Origin of the sequence: Streptococcus porci DSM 23759, from assembly GCF_000423765.1 — a bacterium.
GTDB lineage: Bacteria > Bacillota > Bacilli > Lactobacillales > Streptococcaceae > Streptococcus > Streptococcus porci.
On the sequence record NZ_AUIP01000001.1, the window covers coordinates 99,235 to 117,581 of the forward strand.

The following is an 18,347-nucleotide window of genomic DNA, read 5'->3' on the forward strand; positions in this document are numbered from 1 at the left end:
TATGTTGAAAAATCTTGAAAACTTGCAACTTTTCGCCCACAAAAAAGGTGGAGGTTCTACATCAAATGGCCGTGATTCACAAGCGAAACGTCTTGGTGCTAAAGCAGCTGACGGACAAACTGTAACTGGTGGGTCAATTCTTTACCGTCAACGCGGAACTCACATCTACCCAGGTGTAAATGTAGGCCGTGGTGGTGACGACACACTCTTCGCAAAAGTTGAAGGAGTTGTTCGCTTTGAGCGTAAAGGTCGCGATAAGAAACAAGTATCTGTTTACCCAATTGCGAAATAATTTAGTTTAACTAGAAAAATAGGATTTTCGTTTGAAAGTTCTATTTTTTTTGTATTTCTGTTATACTAAGCCTATCGTGAAAAAACTTGTTAGGAGAACTAATGTCAATTATTGTTACAAACAAGCTGTCTGTCAGTCAAGAAGGTGAGATTCGTGATTTGATAGCGGAAATTCGGGCTTATGATCACTTTACCCGCGAGCCTTATTTGTCAAATATGCTGAATTTTAATCAGGACATGCCATCATTCTTTTTGGCTTATGAAGAAAACCAGCTGTGCGGATTTTTGACTGTTTATGCTGATGACGTTGATGAGGTGGAACTTTTTATTTGGGTAGCGCCAGCCTATCGTCGTCAGGGTCTTGCGCGTCAGCTTTTTGATAGGTATCGGAAAGAAACGGTCTCCTATGGTCTTGCTAAGCCAAGTTTTAATATTGAGAGACACTTTCTAGAGGCTAATCTTGACCTTTTGAAAGCTTGGCAAGTATCTGAGACGGGTGAGAGTGAATTTTGGATGTGCCGTGGTCGTGAATTATTCAAGTTAGATGAACGTGATGATTTGGTAATCTGTCAAGCGGACTTGAGTTATTTGGAGGCTATTGCTCAATTTCAGTCAGAGGAGTTTGATAATCCTTTGGAAGTCGCTCAGACGTATGCTCGCGAAGCTATCGAAGATGAGAAGAGTCTGCTCTATATTGTTTTGCGTGGTGGTGAAGTTATTGCTTCTTGCACGGTGGATTTATCGTCGGGAGACCAGTATCTCTATGGTCTTGCTGTGAAAAAGGCGGAGCAGGGCATGGGCGTCGGCAGTTATATGACCAAGTTCATCATTAATGAACGTATTGGAAAAGATGCACGGCCTTTTCAAATCGCCGTAGAAGCAGATAATACAGTAGCCAAACATCTCTACGAAAAATTGGGTTTTGTGACAGGTTCAGAAATTACCTACCTAAAATAAATAGAAGCCCTGCATTTTATGGGCTTTTTTGGTATAATGAAGCTTATGAATATTCAACAATTACGATACGTGGTGGCTATTGCCAGTACTGGAACCTTCCGCGAGGCAGCAACCACACTTTATGTTAGTCAGCCTAGCTTATCAGTTGCGGTCAAGGATTTGGAAGAGGAGCTTGGGTTTAAGATTTTCAAGCGAACGACTTCAGGGGCAGTATTGACCACACGTGGCACGATTTTTTTTGAGAAAGCTCAGCGTTTGGTGGCAAAGTTTGATTCGTTTGAGAATCAATACACCCATAATAAGTCTGGTCAGAAGGAATTTTCTATTTCCAGCCAGCATTATGATTTTTTGGCGCCCTTGATTATCAAGTTCTCAGAAACCTACCCTGAGTATGCTCATTTTCGGATTTTTGAATCGACAACTGTGCAGATTTTGGATGAAGTGGTAGAGGGGCATAGTGAGCTTGGTATTATCTATCTGAGTGAACAAAATCGTGATGGCATTTTGCGCAAAATGGAAAAGCAGGGACTAGAGTATGTGGAGCTCAGCCATTTTCAAACCCATATTTATCTAAGAAAAGGGCATCCGCTGGCTAGTAAGTCAAGTCTAACCATGGAGGATTTGGCGGGTTTTCCGTCAGTGCTTTTCACACAGGAGAAAGATGAGTACCTCTATTATTCTGAAAATTTGGTGGACAGAAGCGATGCTAGGCAGGTTTTCAAGGTGACGGACCGGGCTACTTTGAATGGTATTTTGGAACGAACGGATGCTTATGCGACTGGATCAGGTTTTCTGGATTCTGCCAGTGTTAATGGCATTACTGTGATTCCGCTCGAAGATGCGGTTAATAATCAGATGGTCTATGTCAAGCGGGCAGAGATGGATTTGTCTGATTGTGCTAAAAAGTTTGTGGCGGTCATGAAAGAGTATTTTTTAGATTTGGACAATGAGGGCGTATGAGAAAACTGTTAATTCCTGTCAGTATTATTGGTCTGATAATTTTGGATCAAGTGACTAAATTTTGGATTGTAAAGAACCTTGAATTGGGAGAAATGAAATCATTTCTATCGCCGATTTTTAGTTTGACTTATGTGCGAAACTACGGCGCAGCTTTTTCCATGTTGCAAAATCAGCAGTGGTTTTTTACCTTGGTAACAATCACGGTGATTGGCGTAGCTATTTTTTACCTGATTAAACACATCAAAGGTTCTTGGTTACTTTTGCTTGGCCTAAGTTTGGTCATTGCAGGTGGCTTGGGAAACTTTATTGACCGTCTGCGCCTGGGTTATGTGGTTGATATGGTACATTTGGATTTTGTTGATTTTGCCATTTTCAATGTAGCAGATTCCTACTTAACAGTAGGTGTGGCTATATTGGCTCTGGCTCTTTGGAAAGATGAGGAAGCATGGAAGTAGTTGTAAAAGTTGCTGGTGCACGCTTAGATAAGGCTCTGGCTGATCTAACAGAGCTTTCACGTGCGCAGGCTAATGAAAGTATCAAGGCTGGTGAGGTTTTAGTCAATGGCAAAGCTGTTAAGGCCAAATATGCCGTGAAAGAGGGAGATGTGATCTCTTATCAAGTGCCGGAGGAAGAGGTTCTAGAATATGTTGCGGAAGACATTCCCCTAGACATTGTTTACGAAGATGAAGATGTGGCTGTTGTCAATAAACCACAAGGGATGGTGGTTCATCCATCTGCAGGACATTCGACAGGGACCCTTGTCAATGCTCTCATGTATCACATCAAGGATTTGTCATCAATCAACGGAGTTGTTCGTCCGGGTATCGTTCACCGCATCGATAAGGATACATCAGGCCTTCTCATGATTGCTAAGAATGACAAGGCTCACAATGCTCTTGCCTCGGAGTTGAAAGACCAAAAATCTCTCCGCAAGTATCTTGCCATTGTTCATGGTAATCTACCAAATGATCGTGGCATTATTGAGGCACCGATTGGACGTTCTGACAAAGACCGTAAAAAACAAGCGGTGACAGCTAAAGGTAAACCAGCTTTGACACGTTTCCATGTTTTGGAGCGTTTTGGTGATTATACGCTGGTTGAGCTAACCTTAGAAACTGGTCGCACCCACCAAATCCGCGTCCATATGGCCTACATTGGGCATCCAGTTGCTGGTGATCCTGCCTACGGACCACGCAAGACCTTGAAGGGAAATGGTCAATTTTTGCATGCTCAAACCCTCGGCTTTACTCATCCACGAACAGGAGAGCTGGTTCAATTTACAGCGGAAGCGCCAGCAATCTTTCAAGAAACATTGGAGCAGTTAAGACATCGTTAATTGAGCATATTGATGACTTTTGATTTTTAGAAAATCGAATAAACCTGTCTTTTTGCTTGCTATTGTTCAGATTTTTGTCTATAATAAATTTAATTAAAAAATCCTTTAACACCGTCCCGTGAGGCGGTCAAGGAGACTGAAAACATCGGACAAATGGATTACATTTGCCTTTATTTTGCTGTATCTCCTTGGAAACAAGGAGATTTTTTATATCATTTTAAAGGAGTTGCTATGAAGAGCAAAGAAATTATTGATGACGTTACCATGAAACGTGCCATCACTCGAATTACTTACGAAATCATTGAACGAAATAAGAACCTTGAGAATACGGTTTTGGCAGGTATCAAGACACGTGGCGTCTTTCTTGCTAAACGTATTCAAGAGCGCCTGTCTCAACTCGAAAAATTAGAATTGCCATTGATTGAACTTGATATTAAGCCTTTCCGTGATGATTTTAAGGTGGAGGAGGACACGACTTTTGCGCCAGTTGATATCACCGAAAAGGATGTCATTTTGGTCGATGATGTGCTTTTCACAGGTCGCACCATTCGTGCTGCTATTGACAATTTGGTCAGCCTTGGTCGCCCTAAGCGTGTCTCTCTTGCGGTTCTTGTAGATCGTGGGCACCGTGAACTTCCTATTCGTGCTGATTATGTTGGTAAAAATATTCCGACATCTAGCAGCGAAGAGGTTATCGTTGAGGTTGTTGAGGTGGACGGCCAAGACCGCGTGACCTTGGTAGAGGAGGCATAAATCATGGCAGTGATTGATGGGAAAGTATTGCTGACACATCTAGTTTCCATGGAGCACCTGAGTGAGGCAGAAGTTCTAGGATTGGTTTCTAGAGGTCTTTCTTTGAAAAATAGCGGAGCTTATCTGCCTTTAAATCAACAGAGCTTTGTCACCAATCTTTTCTTTGAAAATTCGACCCGAACCCACAAATCTTTTGAAGTTGCTGAGAAAAAATTAGGACTTGATGTCATTGACTTTAATGCCGATACCAGCTCAGTTAATAAGGGAGAAACCTTGTATGATACGGTTTTAACCATGAACGCACTTGGTGTAGAGGTTTGTGTCATCAGGCATTCAGAGGTTGATTACTACAAGGAATTGATCGAGAGTCCGACAATCACAGCTTCAATCGTGAATGGTGGAGACGGCTCCGGCCAGCACCCTAGTCAGTCACTACTTGATTTAATGACTATCTATGAAGAATTTGGCACATTTGAAGGTTTGAAAATCTGCATCGCAGGTGATTTGACGCATTCACGTGTGGCAAAGTCAAACATGCACATTTTAAAACGTTTGGGAGCCCAGCTTTACTTTTCTGGGCCAGCGGAGTGGCACTCAATTGAATTTGAGTCCTACGGGGACTATGTTGCCATTGATGACATTATAGAAGAATTGGATGTTCTTATGCTCCTGCGTGTTCAGCACGAGAGACACGGTAAAGGCGAAGGGTTCAGCAAGGAAGCTTACCACAGCGCTTATGGTCTCACTCAGGAGCGCTATGATAAACTAAAAAGCTCTGCCATTCTTATGCACCCCGCTCCTGTCAATCGTGATGTCGAGATTGCAGACCACTTGGTTGAAAGCTCAAAATCTCGTATCGTGGCGCAGATGACCAATGGTGTCTATGTCCGAATGGCGATTTTAGAGGCAATTTTGGCTGGCCGAAGGGAATTACAATAGTAGAAACAACGTTAAAGATCTTTCCAGAGAGAAAGAAACGAGGTAATTGAAGATGAAAAAACGCTTATTGATTTTAGAAGATGGAACAGTTTTTGAGGGGCAGGCCTTTGGAGCCGATCTTGATGTCACTGGTGAAATCGTCTTTAACACAGGAATGACCGGTTATCAAGAGTCTATTACTGACCAATCATACAACGGACAGATTTTGACTTTTACTTATCCCTTGGTGGGGAATTACGGGATTAATCGCGATGATTATGAATCTATTCATCCGACATGTAAAGGAGTCGTGGTTTCTGAAAATGCTCGTCGCGCCAGCAATTGGCGTAAACAGATGACTTTGGATGAGTTTTTGAAGGCTAAAAACATTCCAGGGATTTCAGGAATTGATACTAGGGCATTGACCAAGATTATCCGTAGTTATGGCACCATGAAAGCTACGCTGGCAAATAAAGGTGATTTGAATCACTTAAAAGAGCAGCTAGTGGCGACCGTTCTGCCAACCAACAATATCGAGCAAGTCTCTACCAAAACGGCCTACCCTGCGCCAGCAATCGGAAAAAATATCGTTCTGGTCGATTTTGGTCTCAAACATTCTATCTTGCGTGAATTTTCTAAGCGAGATTGTCATGTGACAGTCGTTCCTTATGATACGACTGCAGAGGAAATTCTTCATCTCAATCCAGATGGCGTTATGCTGTCGAACGGTCCTGGTGACCCGACGGATGTGCCCCAGGCTCTTGATATGATTAGAGGTGTTCAAGGGAAAATTCCTATCTTTGGGATTTGCATGGGACATCAATTATTCAGTCTTGCAAATGGTGCAACAACCTACAAAATGAAATTTGGTCACCGTGGTTTTAACCATGCTGTTCGTGAGATTGCGACAGGTCGAGTTGATTTTACCAGCCAAAACCACGGTTTTGCGGTTAATCGTGAAACGCTCCCTGATTGTCTCATGGTTACTCATGAAGAAATCAATGATAAAACTGTCGAAGGTGTTCGTCACCGTGATTTTCCAGCTTTTTCAGTACAATTTCATCCAGATGCTGCGCCAGGACCACACGACGCCAGCTACCTCTTTGATGAATTTTTGGAAATGATTGATGCTTGGAAAATTGAACAAGCCAGCAAGTAATATTTAATGCTGTCCTGAGAGACGGCGAATACGAAAGGATATACGATGCCGAAAAGAAACGATATTAAAAAAATTATGGTGATTGGTTCTGGTCCAATTATTATTGGTCAGGCTGCTGAATTCGACTACGCCGGAACTCAAGCCTGTCTTGCCTTGAAAGAGGAAGGATACAGCGTTGTCTTGGTCAATTCTAACCCTGCAACCATCATGACGGATAAAGAAATAGCTGATAAGGTCTATATTGAGCCTATTACACTCGAATTTGTAACCCGAATTCTTCGGAAAGAGCGACCGGATGCCCTCTTGCCTACACTTGGTGGACAAACAGGTCTCAATATGGCCATGCAACTGTCGAAAGCAGGTATTCTTGACGAACTGGGTGTAGAATTGCTTGGTACGAAGCTATCAGCTATTGATCAAGCGGAAGATCGTGACCTTTTCAAGCAACTGATGGAAGAACTGAATCAACCTATTCCTGAGTCTGAAATCGTTGAAACAGTTGAAGAAGCGGTAGCTTTTGCCAATAACATCGGATACCCCGTTATCGTCCGCCCAGCTTTTACTCTAGGTGGAACTGGTGGTGGTATGTGTGCCAATGAAGAAGAGTTGCGGGAAATTGCAAAAAATGGGCTCAAATTATCTCCGGTAACGCAATGTCTAATCGAGCGTTCTATTGCAGGTTTCAAGGAAATTGAATACGAGGTTATGCGTGACGCGGCTGACAACGCCCTAGTTGTCTGTAACATGGAGAACTTTGACCCAGTTGGGATTCATACGGGAGATTCCATCGTATTTGCACCAACTCAGACCCTCTCTGATATCGAAAACCAAATGCTGCGTGACGCCAGCCTTAGCATTATTCGTGCGCTTAAGATTGAAGGGGGATGTAATGTGCAGCTAGCCTTGGATCCGCATAGCTTTAAATACTATGTGATTGAAGTTAATCCGCGTGTGTCACGTTCATCTGCCCTTGCTTCAAAAGCGACGGGATATCCAATCGCCAAGTTAGCAGCTAAAATTGCTGTTGGTTTGACTCTAGATGAGATGATTAACCCTGTTACAGGTACTACCTATGCCATGTTTGAACCTGCGCTGGACTATGTGGTCGCTAAAATTCCACGCTTCCCATTTGACAAATTTGAACATGGTGAGCGTCGCCTTGGCACGCAAATGAAGGCTACAGGTGAAGTTATGGCTATCGGTCGTAACATCGAAGAGTCTTTGCTTAAGGCTTGTCGATCCCTAGAAATTGGTGTTTACCATAATGAAATGCTTGAGTTATCTCAAGTGACTGATGACGCCCTAGTTGAAAAAATCGTCAAGGTTCAAGATGACCGACTTTTCTACGTGTCTGAAGCCATCCGTCGTGGTTTCTCTATAGAAGAAATAGCAGAGCTGACTAAGATTGACATCTTCTTCCTTGATAAACTGCTTCACATCTTTGAAATTGAAGAAGAACTCAGAGCCAATTCTGGCAACCTGGATTTGCTTAAAGAAGCGAAGCGTAATGGTTTTGCCGATCGTAAAATTGCGGAGCTTTGGAACATGGAAACAACAGACGTTCGCAAACTTCGCTTGGAAAATAAGATTCTTCCCGTTTACAAGATGGTTGATACCTGCGCAGCTGAATTTGAATCAAGCACGCCATACTTCTACTCAACTTACGAATGGGAAAATGAATCCATCAAGTCCGACAAGGAATCTGTCATCGTTCTTGGATCAGGACCAATCCGCATCGGACAAGGGGTTGAGTTTGATTATGCGACCGTTCACTCTGTTAAGGCTATTCAGGCTGCAGGTTACGAAGCTATTATCATGAACTCAAATCCTGAGACGGTTTCGACAGACTTCTCGGTTTCAGATAAGCTTTACTTTGAACCCCTTACTTTTGAAGATGTTATGAACGTTATTGAGTTGGAACAGCCAAAAGGAGTTGTGGTTCAGTTTGGGGGACAGACAGCTATCAATCTTGCTGAGAGCTTGTCAAAGGCTGGTGTCACCATTCTTGGTACTCAAGTTGAAGATCTTGATCGCGCAGAAGATCGTGACCTCTTTGAAAAAGCTCTCAAAGAACTTGATATTCCACAACCACCTGGACAAACAGCTACAAATGAAGCAGAAGCAGTTGATGCTGCACGCAAGATTGGTTTCCCAGTTCTTGTCCGTCCATCTTATGTTCTCGGCGGGCGTGCCATGGAGATTGTTGAAAATGAAGACGACCTTCGCTCTTACATGCGCACAGCTGTTAAGGCTAGCCCTGAGCACCCAGTCCTTGTTGACTCTTACATTGTTGGTCGTGAGTGCGAAGTTGATGCTATTTCTGATGGTAAGGACGTTCTCATACCAGGAATTATGGAACATATTGAGCGCGCAGGAGTTCACTCAGGGGATTCTATGGCGGTTTACCCACCACAAACCCTTTCTAAAGAAATTCAAGAAACGATTGCTGATTATACGAAACGCTTGGCTATTGGTCTCAACTGTATCGGTATGATGAACATTCAATTTGTCATTAAGGACGAAACGGTTTACGTCATCGAAGTTAATCCACGTGCCAGCCGTACCGTACCATTTCTCTCTAAGGTTACAGATGTTCCTATGGCTCAGGTAGCAACTAAGTTAATTTTGGGTCAAAGCTTAGCTGATCTTGGTTATCAGGATGGACTTTATCCAGAAAGCAATCAAGTTCATGTTAAAGCGCCAGTTTTCTCATTTACAAAGTTGGCAAAAGTGGACAGTCTCTTGGGTCCTGAGATGAAGTCAACTGGTGAAGTTATGGGGTCAGACTTAACTCTTGAAAAAGCTCTCTACAAAGCTTTTGAAGCTTCGTACTTCCACTTACCGGAATTTGGGAATGTTATCTTCACTATTGCAGATGATACTAAAGAAGAAGCACTGGCTCTTGCTAAACGTTTTGATGCTATTGGTTATTGTGTTTATGCAACGGAAGGCACGGCTAAGTATTTTGCTGAACACGGTTTATCAAGTGTACTTGTCAATAAACTTGGTGAAGATGATGCCAATGATATTCCAGCTCTTGTAAAAGCTGGTAAGATTCAGGCTATTGTCAATACTGTTGGTACCAAACGTACTTTTGATGAGGATGGAGCAGCAATCCGTAGCTCTGCTATCGCTCAAGGAGTGCCTCTTTTCACTGCACTAGATACTGCAGAAGCTATGCTTCAAGTTCTCGAAAGTCGAGGATTTACCACACAAGCAATATAAAACAATGAAAAGGCTGGATGAAAATCTGGTCTTTTTGAATACGATTGAAAAGATGGAAAGTTTAATGAAAATATTTCAATGAAAACGTTTTATGATATAATGTTATTAAGCAAATTTGCTTATTTTGGTAAGTTTAAGAAGTATATTTGAGAAAGTGAACAAAGAAAAGATGGTTAAAGTTAAAGTATGTAGCAATCCTTATCAAAAAGAAATATTATTTTACAAATGGGACGATGGAAAAAATAATTGGATTAGTATTGAATACTCTGATAATCCTAATAGCCAATTAATTTCTGAAAAAATAACACATTCATTTTTGACCTTTAAGGCAGGGGAAATTATTCAAATTTTATTAGATGAGTATGATGATGGTGGAGATTTTACCATTGAATTTGAAGGGGCAGAAAATGAATTTCAAGAATTAAACTATTTGGTTGAAAAAATAAAATTAGAAAGTAATAAAAATATCTCAATTATTAAATCGGATTTATATCTTGAAAATGCTGAAAAAGTCTTACCGAAGGTAATCTCAATCTTTGAACGAATGACCTCTATCATTCCTGAATCAGTAAGGAATGATGAGGATATTCAAAAATTTAAAGAGGCATCAGGTGATGTGATTCCCTTAGTAATTGTTGGAAATTATAGTGCAGGAAAATCTACTTTCATTAATTCATTGATTGGATATGATATTCTACCAAATAGTGACAGTCCTGTGACAGCTAAGATTATAAAAATTTCAAATGCAAATCAATCTCAAGTAACTATTTCATTTGATATAAATAGTATACCTGTAGTTATTTCAGTTTATGGCAACAATTATGAGATACAATCTGATTTAGAAGGAGTTGAAGCTCTATTCTCTTCTGTAGCTCAGGATATTTCAAATTCTCATAATGTGACTTTAGAAATGGTAGTCAATCTCTTTTTAACCAAGATTAATGATTTGGACGCTAAAGATAATGTTGGAGTGGTATCGGATATTATTACAGTTTCCATTCCATTCAATAAAGGAATTCTCACAGAGTCTGGTCATCAATTTGTTTTATTTGATACACCAGGTTCTAACTCGTCATCAAATAAAAATCATTTTGAAGTCTTAAAGAGTGCTATGAGAAACATGAGTAATGGGCTAGTATTATTTGTCACGGAATACACTTCCTTAGACACAGTAGATAATGAGACACTGTTTGATGAGCTGAAAAGTATTGAAGAAATTGATTCACGTTTTACCATGATTATTGTCAATAAGGCTGATGGAGCAGATTTTTCTGATTTCAATGTAAAGCAATTATTAAATCAAGCTGTTCCTAAAAATATATTTTCGGAAGGAATCTTTTTTGTATCATCAATAATGGGATTAGGTTCTAAAAATTCAGGACAATTTATTGATAAAAACTATGATAGGGTTTTTAAGCGGTCTTTTGATGAGTTTAGTAATTCAGAGGCTGAGTATTATCAGCAAGTTTACCAATATAATGTTGTTCCAAGTCAATTAAAACAGCGTATGTTAGATCAAACGATGCAACATACAAATCCTGTATATGTTAACAGTGGGCTTTATAGTATTGAAAAGGAGATTCTAACTTTTTCAGAATATTATTCTGCCTACAATAAGTGTCAACAATCTAAGCTATATCTAGAAAAAATTATTGAAAAGACAGAACAGACTGTAACTGTCTTGAAATCTAAATTGTCACAAGATGTCGAAATGTTATATAAAGAATTTGAAAAACACAAGCAACATTTAATTGGGCATTTAGATGTCAAAAATGCTAATCAGATAAGAGACTATAATCAATTGTTTGAAAGAAAAATATTTTCAGAAAAGCAAGCATTGATTCAGAAGATGACTTTAGAAAAAATACAGTCAGTATGTGAACAATTTTATGAAATAGCAAAAGTTGAATTTCAATTAGAAAAATACAAACAAGAAAGAAAAGATTCTCAAAAAGTAATTAAAAAGAATTTATTTGATAATTTTGAGAATGTTAAAAATACTTTAGATTTTTCTCATGTAAAACAATTAGGTAAGCAAGTTACGGATGATTTCTTTAATATAGTAGATGATAAAAATGAATATGCTTATCAAAAAAATGGTGCATTTAATAGCGTATCAGAAAAAGTAATTGAGTATACCGTTAAAAAATTTGAAGATGTATTGCAAATAACAAAAGACAAAATTTATAAGTTTTCAGCAAATTATTGGCAAGGCTGTGCTATTGAACTTAAAGAAGAACTTTCTAAGATTGTTGGGGCATCAGATATTTTATCGCCGGAGAAACAAAGCGATATTCAACAACTTATTTTAGATTATCGCATTGTCATGCTTAAAGAAAATCAAGAGCAATTTTTTGACCGTGCAGATTTGACGGAAGGATTTAAAATTGGTAAAGTCCATTTACTTGGAAATGACAATAGACTTGACTTGAACAAAGTTGTTAAAAAATATAATAAGCTAATGAGTGAGCGAATAGAGGAATCATCGGAAGATTTGAAGCAACGTCATCAGCATGATTTTGAACAATGGGCAGAGTCCTTATTGATTCTAATCAAAGAAAATATAGTTGACTTTAATCCGGATTTGAAAGAAACTAACCGTTCAATCATTCAAAAAGAGGAAGAAATTGGGGATTATGAAACTAAATTAGCACAATTAGTGGCTTCAACAAATGAAATTAAGCACTTATTATCATTTAAAACATCTCAATAGGAGACATTATTATGGGAATCAAAAACGTTGTAAAAAAAGTAGCAAGTAAAGGTGCTGATACTGTTGCAAAACTATCTGCTCTTAGTCCTGAACAAATTGAACAAGTGCAGGCTAAGCGTAATGAATATTTGCAGTCTATGCCGAATTTAACTGGATCAGATGCAGAGGAAGTAACAGCTAGATTGTTAGCGGCAAATGCTATTGAAATATATAATGCCTACCTTCCTCAGCTTAAAGAATTGTATGCACCAGTTGAGAAAACGGTAGAATACGACAACGAAGAATTTCAGTCTGGATATAATATTCGATACATTAACATTACTAAGTGGGTCACTGATAAACGTGAAAATAGCTTAGAAAAGCTAGTGAGTGTTTACGAAGTGTTATCCAATGATGAATGTAATATTTCTCTTGTTTTTCATCGTAAAATGACCAAAACAAATGTTTATCTTGCGATTACCAATACCGATAATGACAATGATAATGTAGATATTGAGAGTTATCGTAGACGACTAGAATCTGCAATTAGAGGGAATTTCCCAGGTTCTGCATGGGATGAAAAGGTTGGGCGTGGGCAATTGCCTTGCTTTGACAGACAAGCGCATTACTCGGTGGCTAGTGTATCAAATGTTCCAACAGAAAAATCCGAGAAGTTTATCAGTCAAACAGTCGAAAAATTACTAGATGGTATTGTACCAGAATCAATTGACCAAGAGTATATTTTGGTCCTATTAGCAACACCAATTCAAGATATTGCAGAACGAAAGTTAGTTCTTTCGCAAATCTATTCTGAGTTAGCTCCTTATGCAAGCTGGCAGACCAACTATACTTATACCGAATCGGATGCGCGTGGTTCATCAGCAACGGTAGGTGTCAATGTCGGAGCTAGCGCTGGAACACAAACGGGTACCAATTCATCTGTGACAGATACAGAAGGAAGAACGGAGACAGAAGGTACGAGTGAGACAAAAACTACAAGTAAAACAAAGGGGGAAAATCATTCAGTATCTGGTACGATAGGAACATCCGGCACTACTTCAGCAGGAATTAATGTAGGTCCATTTAATTTGGGTGCTTCTAAAACACTGTCTACAAGTGTATCTGTAGCCAAAGGTTGGATGTCTTCTAAAACAACGTCAGTTGCAAAAGGTATTACAAAATCTATAGCAAAATCAACTTCTCAAGCAGTTACTTCTGGTGCTTCTAAAGCTCTGAATATGGGGGTCAACTTTGGCGCCAACTTTGCTCGTACATCAAATGTTACTGCAACAATTGGAAAAAATGAAGGAATAACCCAATCTTTTACTAATCATAATATTAAGCACGCTCTTGAATTGCTTGATGAACAGATGAAACGTCTTGAAAAAAGTACAGCACTAGGGATGTGGGATTTTGCTGCCTATGTCTTAAGTGAAGATCAAACAGTTGCCAATAATGTTGCTCACTCATATCTAGCTCTTACGCAAGGCGAAGAATCGCATATGTCGCAGACTGTGGTTAATCTCTGGCGCGGAGATATTCCTGATGAGAAGGGGCGTGCAGATGAACTCACTGGATATTTGCGTGATTTACGCCATCCTATTTTTGCCTTGAATCCCAATAGTTTGGAAGCAGACGAAACGTTCTCAGTTTATCCTCCGTTGGTCACAGCAACAACAGCTTTATCAGGGAAAGAATTGGCTTATTCGTTGAATTTCCCACAGAAGTCGATTGCAGGATTGCCAGTCCTAGAATGTGCTGAATTTGGTCGCAATATTAGTTCATATGCTTCTGAGGAAAATGAACAAAAAATCACTTTGGGTAAGATTTTCCATATGAATCATCCTGAGAAACTAGATGCTAAAATTAGCCTAAATTCTCTAGCATCGCACACATTTATTACTGGTAGCACAGGGACTGGTAAGAGCAATACAGTCTATAAATTCTTGGATGAAATTCGCAAAAAAGGTGTAAAATTTCTAGTGATTGAGCCTGCCAAGGGAGAATATAAGCATGTATTTGGAAATGATGAAGAGGTCTCTGTTTATGGTACAAACCCAGATTTGACAGAACTACTCCAAATCAATCCATTTGCATTCCCAGAAGGTATTCATGTCTTAGAACATATTGATAGACTTATTGAGATTTTTAATGTTTGTTGGCCTATGTATGCTGCTATGCCAGCAGTTCTGAAAAGTGCTGTCGAAAAGGCGTATGAAGAGAGTGGTTGGGATTTATTGACTTCAAAAAATACCTACGATAAGCTCTATCCAACCTTTAAGGATGTCGCACGTAATATCAAAACGATTATTGATTCTAGTGAGTATGATTCTGAAAACAAGGGAGCGTATAAAGGTTCACTCTTAACTCGTTTAGAGTCACTGACAAACGGTATTAATGGGATGATTTTCTCTAGCCAGTCTATTTCTGATAAAAAACTCTTTGATGAGAATGTTATCATTGACCTTAGTCGTGTAGGTTCTACAGAAACGAAATCACTTATTATGGGGATGTTGGTATTAAAACTACAAGAATATCGAATGACACATACTGAGTCACTGAATAATCCTTTGAAGCACGTTACTGTTCTTGAAGAAGCGCATAATATCTTGAAACGGACTTCTTCAGAGCAATCTATGGAAGGAAGTAATCTAGTTGGTAAGAGTGTCGAGATGATTGCCAATAGCATTGCAGAAATGCGGACATACGGAGAAGGCTTCATCATTGCAGACCAAGCACCTGGCTTATTAGACATGTCGGTTATCCGAAATACTAATACTAAGATGATTTTGAGATTGCCAGATTTCTCAGACCGTGAATTAGTCGGAAAATCTGCTAATTTGAATGATGACCAAATTGTAGAGTTAGCTAAATTACCAAGAGGCGTCGCAGCTTTGTATCAAAATGAGTGGACAGAGCCAGTTTTATGTCAAGTAGATAAGTTTGAGGAAAAGAATGGCAGCTTTTACTTTGATGGTCAGTTAGAGATAAAAGATGAAACATTAATGAAGGCCGCACTGGTAGAGTATCTATCAGCTTCTAAAACTGATATAGAGTCTATTGAAGTGACAGACTTGCAACAGTTACTTGATAGATTAGATTTGGACAGCCTAACAGTAAAACGAATTCTAGATTGGTCTTCTCGTCCTTTCAGCATGCATGATTACACTAATATTGTTAGTCAACTATATCCTGAATTAATCACTCAAGTAAAAGCACAGGCAAGAAAAAATGCCGATGTGAAGTTACTTACTGATAAGTTACAAGAAACCATTCAGAACAAACTGGGTGAATTGCTATCAGAGCAAGCTAGAAGAGATTTACTGCAGGCAACAATGACCTATTATTATCTTTACGAACTCAAGGATGATAATGCCTACCAAGACTGGGCCCATAAAGGAGGCTTTTGATAAATGGCGCTAGAAACATTAGCAAAGGTGGCTGTTGAAGCCAGAGAGACAATAGGTGAGGTTGGTAAAAAAATTAGTGAATTCTCTGGAGATAAGATTGATTCAGATAAGAGGATTAATCCGATAGAAAAGACGTCGGATAAAGAATATTCTTATGACGGATTAAGTTCAATAGAGAAAATAATTGGACTAGCTTGGGGATATCCTAAAGGTATATTAGACAATATTTATAATTTTTCTGAATTAAAGCATTATCATGATTTAGGACTTATAGCAAAAAAATTCGGTGAAACTGTAGACGGGAAAGACCGTTTTATACTTGTTCCAAAAGATTTGGATATGAAACGGGTTGTGGATTCGCAAGGTCTAACAAATGAAGATAGAGCTAAACAAGGTAAATCACTAATAAAAGATGGTAAAATATTGGAAGTTCATCATATAGGACAAAAAGAAGGCGGTCACTATGCATTATTGACAAAAGCAGAGCATACTCAAAACGGTAATGACAAGATATTACATGATTACAGTAAATCAGGAGTAGATCACGGAAATTCTTTTTTATCTGAAAAAAAGGAAATATTTAAAACATTAGCGGAAGGGGTTTAACATGAGTATTATAGAAAAAATAAAAGAGATTCCAAATCTGTATAAGTCTAAATCTGCTACGTTGGAACAGGTTTCAAATTCAGAAGACAGATTAACCTTGAAATTTTCCGCTGAATTTACAGATTATTTGATGTGTTTTGGATCAATTAGTTTTTACAGTACAGAATGGATGGGGCTTAATACGGACGAATTCTGTGATGTTGTAGCAACCACTTTGGAAGCTCGTCAGTTATATAACCATTTTCCAACAGATAAATACATTATTGAAGATTTACACTATGATGATGTTTTTATTCTGTCGGATTCCAATGGAAAAATTTATAAGTGGACACCTACTTCTGAGAAGATGATTTATAATACTCTCAGCGAGTATCTAGATGAATGTGTTCAACGCGAAAATCAATAATTTATGGGAACTATATACCAGTTTACACCAGACACAAGATATAGAAAAATGCGACTTTTATGAGGTCGCATTTTTCTTTTATAAATTATTCCCATGTGGAAGTGTTTTTATGTATTTTTCCATAAATTCCCAATCTGGTTCAATTTTCCCTTTTGAATCAGATTTTGCTGGTAACTTTATCATAATCTTTGTTAAGTTTGTTTTGTATTTTCTTCCAAAAGAATAGCGATATAGTTCCCTAAATTAAAATGGCTGTTCAAAGTGTTCAGTCATTTTATCTTGTCTAAATTCTACATGTGTAATTCTATAACTTGCTTTAAAAAAGTTTATAGAACTGATTGTGATGATAAAAACGACACTCAAAAGTAATTTCGTGAGTAGCCTGTTTTGTGTGAAGACGAGAAAGACTTGCCCCTGATTATATTTTTTACAGTAAAATTTTAAAATTTTCACTGGTGTGACTTTTGATAAAAATGCTGAGCTAATTAGTATTTTCACCATAATGTTGTGCAGTTTTTCTAAAGTTAAACTTAGCTAATACCTCTCATAAAGTAATTAATTGAAAGAATCATTACATTTTTAGAAAACAAGAGACCTGCTCATTACTTGGCGAGCAGGTTTACTTTCTTAATTCCGATGGTTTCATTCCAAATTCTTCTTCAAATTTTTTATAGAAAAAGGTGCGGTTGGAGAAACCAACTTGTTGTGCGATGTCTTGTATGGGAAGTTGGGTGGATTTGATGAGGAGCTTGGCTTTAGAAAGTCGTTTCTGGTGCAACAGTTGGGTAAAGGTCTTGCCACTGCGAGCTTTAACCAAGTTGCTTAGGTAGTTTTTATTAAAATTGAGCTTATGCGCAGCCTGGTTTAAGCTCAGATTGGTAAATTCTTGATCGATAAGCTCTAGGATTTTGGTATAGGGATCACTAGATTGATTTAACAGTTCTTCTTGATTGACTTGAGAAAGCGTCCGGGCTAAATGATACATGAGGATGGAAAGATAGTTTGTGATAATTTTGTCAGAAAAGTCTTCTGGAAAGAAGTATTCTTCAAGTAGCTGGTTGAGAATTGGCAGGACTGCTCTCGTTTTTTCAGCAGGAAAAATGGCAAAATTGCTCTGCTTTTTCTCCGAAAGGGTCTCATTAAGAAGAAGTTGGTAAATCAAGGAATTGTGGCTTTGGAGCTGAGTTAGCCAGTCCAAAGAAATGGCCTTATCTCGAAAAAGGATGTTGATGAGAATGTCCTCCTCACCGAGTGCTTTTATAAAATGTACGCTATCGGTGTCCATAAGGATAATATCACCAGCCCTGAAGTCATAAGGTTTACCATTGATAACTTGTTGGCAAGTCCCGTGGTAGACATAGTTAATTTCTAAAAACTGATGAGAGTGAGCAGGGTAGTCCGCAAATCGGCTATGTTTGCTGATGAAAACATCTTTATTGGTACCAAAAATCTGTTGGCTGATGACAGGAATGCCCTTACTGTTCACTTGCTTTAGTTCTGGGAAATCAGAGACAAAGTGGTGCTGACTCTTTTGTAATTCTTCATGCTGAGTATTGGTAAAGAGGAAATGGTCTAATCTATTCATATCTTTCTCTAATCTGTAAATTTGATACATTTATACTGTTCATAAGATA

General features: G+C 38.7%; 14 protein-coding genes. 13 read left to right on the forward strand and 1 reads right to left on the reverse strand.

Going from position 1 to position 18,347, the window contains the following annotated elements; genetic code table 11:
* Nucleotide 1 precedes the first annotated feature (1 nt).
* The 13 genes from rpmA to G576_RS0100650 all read left to right on the forward strand — a co-directional run bounded on the left by rpmA (nt 2) and on the right by G576_RS0100650 (nt 16,713).
* A complete protein-coding gene (rpmA, locus tag G576_RS0100590; protein ID WP_027972895.1) occupies nt 2-292 on the forward strand; it encodes a 50S ribosomal protein L27 in 291 nt (96 codons plus the stop codon).
* A gap of 101 nt (nt 293-393) precedes the next feature.
* Nucleotides 394-1,248: a GNAT family N-acetyltransferase gene (locus tag G576_RS0100595; protein ID WP_037618118.1), complete on the forward strand. Its 855-nt coding sequence runs from the start codon at nt 394-396 to the stop codon at nt 1,246-1,248.
* A 45-nt stretch (nt 1,249-1,293) separates the two neighbouring features.
* On the forward strand, nt 1,294-2,208 hold the full coding sequence (locus G576_RS0100600; protein ID WP_027972897.1) for a LysR family transcriptional regulator: 915 nt from the start codon (nt 1,294-1,296) through the stop codon (nt 2,206-2,208).
* The gene (gene lspA, locus G576_RS0100605; RefSeq protein ID WP_027972898.1) at nt 2,205-2,663 is read left to right on the forward strand and encodes a signal peptidase II; all 459 of its coding nucleotides are present in this window, start codon (nt 2,205-2,207) and stop codon (nt 2,661-2,663) included. The genes G576_RS0100600 and lspA overlap by 4 nt, the downstream gene beginning before the upstream one ends.
* Complete coding sequence (locus G576_RS0100610; RefSeq protein WP_027972899.1) at nt 2,654-3,544, forward strand: RluA family pseudouridine synthase; 891 nt, start codon at nt 2,654-2,656, stop codon at nt 3,542-3,544. Before lspA ends, G576_RS0100610 begins: the two co-directional genes overlap by 10 nt.
* A 231-nt stretch (nt 3,545-3,775) precedes the next feature.
* Nucleotides 3,776-4,297, forward strand: coding sequence for a bifunctional pyr operon transcriptional regulator/uracil phosphoribosyltransferase PyrR (gene pyrR / locus G576_RS0100615; protein ID WP_027972900.1), 522 nt, complete (start codon nt 3,776-3,778; stop codon nt 4,295-4,297).
* A gap of 3 nt (nt 4,298-4,300) precedes the next feature.
* A complete protein-coding gene (locus G576_RS0100620) occupies nt 4,301-5,236 on the forward strand; it encodes an aspartate carbamoyltransferase catalytic subunit (RefSeq protein WP_027972901.1) in 936 nt (311 codons plus the stop codon).
* A gap of 52 nt (nt 5,237-5,288) precedes the next feature.
* Entirely contained in the window at nt 5,289-6,374 is a 1,086-nt protein-coding gene (locus G576_RS0100625; protein WP_027972902.1) for a carbamoyl phosphate synthase small subunit, read from the forward strand.
* 45 nt (nt 6,375-6,419) lie between these two features.
* The gene (gene carB, locus G576_RS0100630) at nt 6,420-9,599 is read left to right on the forward strand and encodes a carbamoyl-phosphate synthase large subunit (RefSeq protein ID WP_027972903.1); all 3,180 of its coding nucleotides are present in this window, start codon (nt 6,420-6,422) and stop codon (nt 9,597-9,599) included.
* Nucleotides 9,600-9,753: 154 nt separating this feature from the next.
* Nucleotides 9,754-12,312, forward strand: a complete 2,559-nt coding sequence (locus G576_RS0100635; RefSeq protein WP_156875095.1) for a dynamin family protein — start codon at nt 9,754-9,756, stop codon at nt 12,310-12,312.
* A gap of 11 nt (nt 12,313-12,323) precedes the next feature.
* Nucleotides 12,324-15,701: an ATP-binding protein gene (locus G576_RS0100640; RefSeq protein WP_027972905.1), complete on the forward strand. Its 3,378-nt coding sequence runs from the start codon at nt 12,324-12,326 to the stop codon at nt 15,699-15,701.
* A 3-nt stretch (nt 15,702-15,704) separates the two neighbouring features.
* Nucleotides 15,705-16,307, forward strand: a complete 603-nt coding sequence (locus G576_RS0100645; RefSeq protein ID WP_027972906.1) for an HNH/ENDO VII family nuclease — start codon at nt 15,705-15,707, stop codon at nt 16,305-16,307.
* A 1-nt stretch (nt 16,308) separates the two neighbouring features.
* Complete coding sequence (locus G576_RS0100650; protein WP_027972907.1) at nt 16,309-16,713, forward strand: SMI1/KNR4 family protein; 405 nt, start codon at nt 16,309-16,311, stop codon at nt 16,711-16,713.
* 619 nt (nt 16,714-17,332) lie between these two features.
* On the opposite strand, the gene G576_RS0100660 is transcribed toward G576_RS0100650, so the two are convergent.
* Nucleotides 17,333-18,298, reverse strand: a complete 966-nt coding sequence (locus tag G576_RS0100660; protein WP_027972908.1) for an AraC family transcriptional regulator — start codon at nt 18,296-18,298, stop codon at nt 17,333-17,335.
* Nucleotides 18,299-18,347: the final 49 nt, after the last annotated feature.

What these genes read in the sequence shown, in the direction of transcription:
- rpmA (WP_027972895.1), top strand. Translation starts at nt 2, where the DNA reads ATGTTGAAAAATCTTGAAAACTTGCAACTTTTCGCCCACAAAAAAGGT.
- G576_RS0100595 (WP_037618118.1), top strand. Translation starts at nt 394, where the DNA reads ATGTCAATTATTGTTACAAACAAGCTGTCTGTCAGTCAAGAAGGTGAG.
- G576_RS0100600 (WP_027972897.1), top strand. Translation starts at nt 1,294, where the DNA reads ATGAATATTCAACAATTACGATACGTGGTGGCTATTGCCAGTACTGGA.
- lspA (WP_027972898.1), top strand. Translation starts at nt 2,205, where the DNA reads ATGAGAAAACTGTTAATTCCTGTCAGTATTATTGGTCTGATAATTTTG.
- G576_RS0100610 (WP_027972899.1), top strand. Translation starts at nt 2,654, where the DNA reads ATGGAAGTAGTTGTAAAAGTTGCTGGTGCACGCTTAGATAAGGCTCTG.
- pyrR (WP_027972900.1), top strand. Translation starts at nt 3,776, where the DNA reads ATGAAGAGCAAAGAAATTATTGATGACGTTACCATGAAACGTGCCATC.
- G576_RS0100620 (WP_027972901.1), top strand. Translation starts at nt 4,301, where the DNA reads ATGGCAGTGATTGATGGGAAAGTATTGCTGACACATCTAGTTTCCATG.
- G576_RS0100625 (WP_027972902.1), top strand. Translation starts at nt 5,289, where the DNA reads ATGAAAAAACGCTTATTGATTTTAGAAGATGGAACAGTTTTTGAGGGG.
- carB (WP_027972903.1), top strand. Translation starts at nt 6,420, where the DNA reads ATGCCGAAAAGAAACGATATTAAAAAAATTATGGTGATTGGTTCTGGT.
- G576_RS0100640 (WP_027972905.1), top strand. Translation starts at nt 12,324, where the DNA reads ATGGGAATCAAAAACGTTGTAAAAAAAGTAGCAAGTAAAGGTGCTGAT.
- G576_RS0100645 (WP_027972906.1), top strand. Translation starts at nt 15,705, where the DNA reads ATGGCGCTAGAAACATTAGCAAAGGTGGCTGTTGAAGCCAGAGAGACA.
- G576_RS0100650 (WP_027972907.1), top strand. Translation starts at nt 16,309, where the DNA reads ATGAGTATTATAGAAAAAATAAAAGAGATTCCAAATCTGTATAAGTCT.
- G576_RS0100660 (WP_027972908.1), bottom strand. Translation starts at nt 18,298, where the DNA reads ATGAATAGATTAGACCATTTCCTCTTTACCAATACTCAGCATGAAGAA.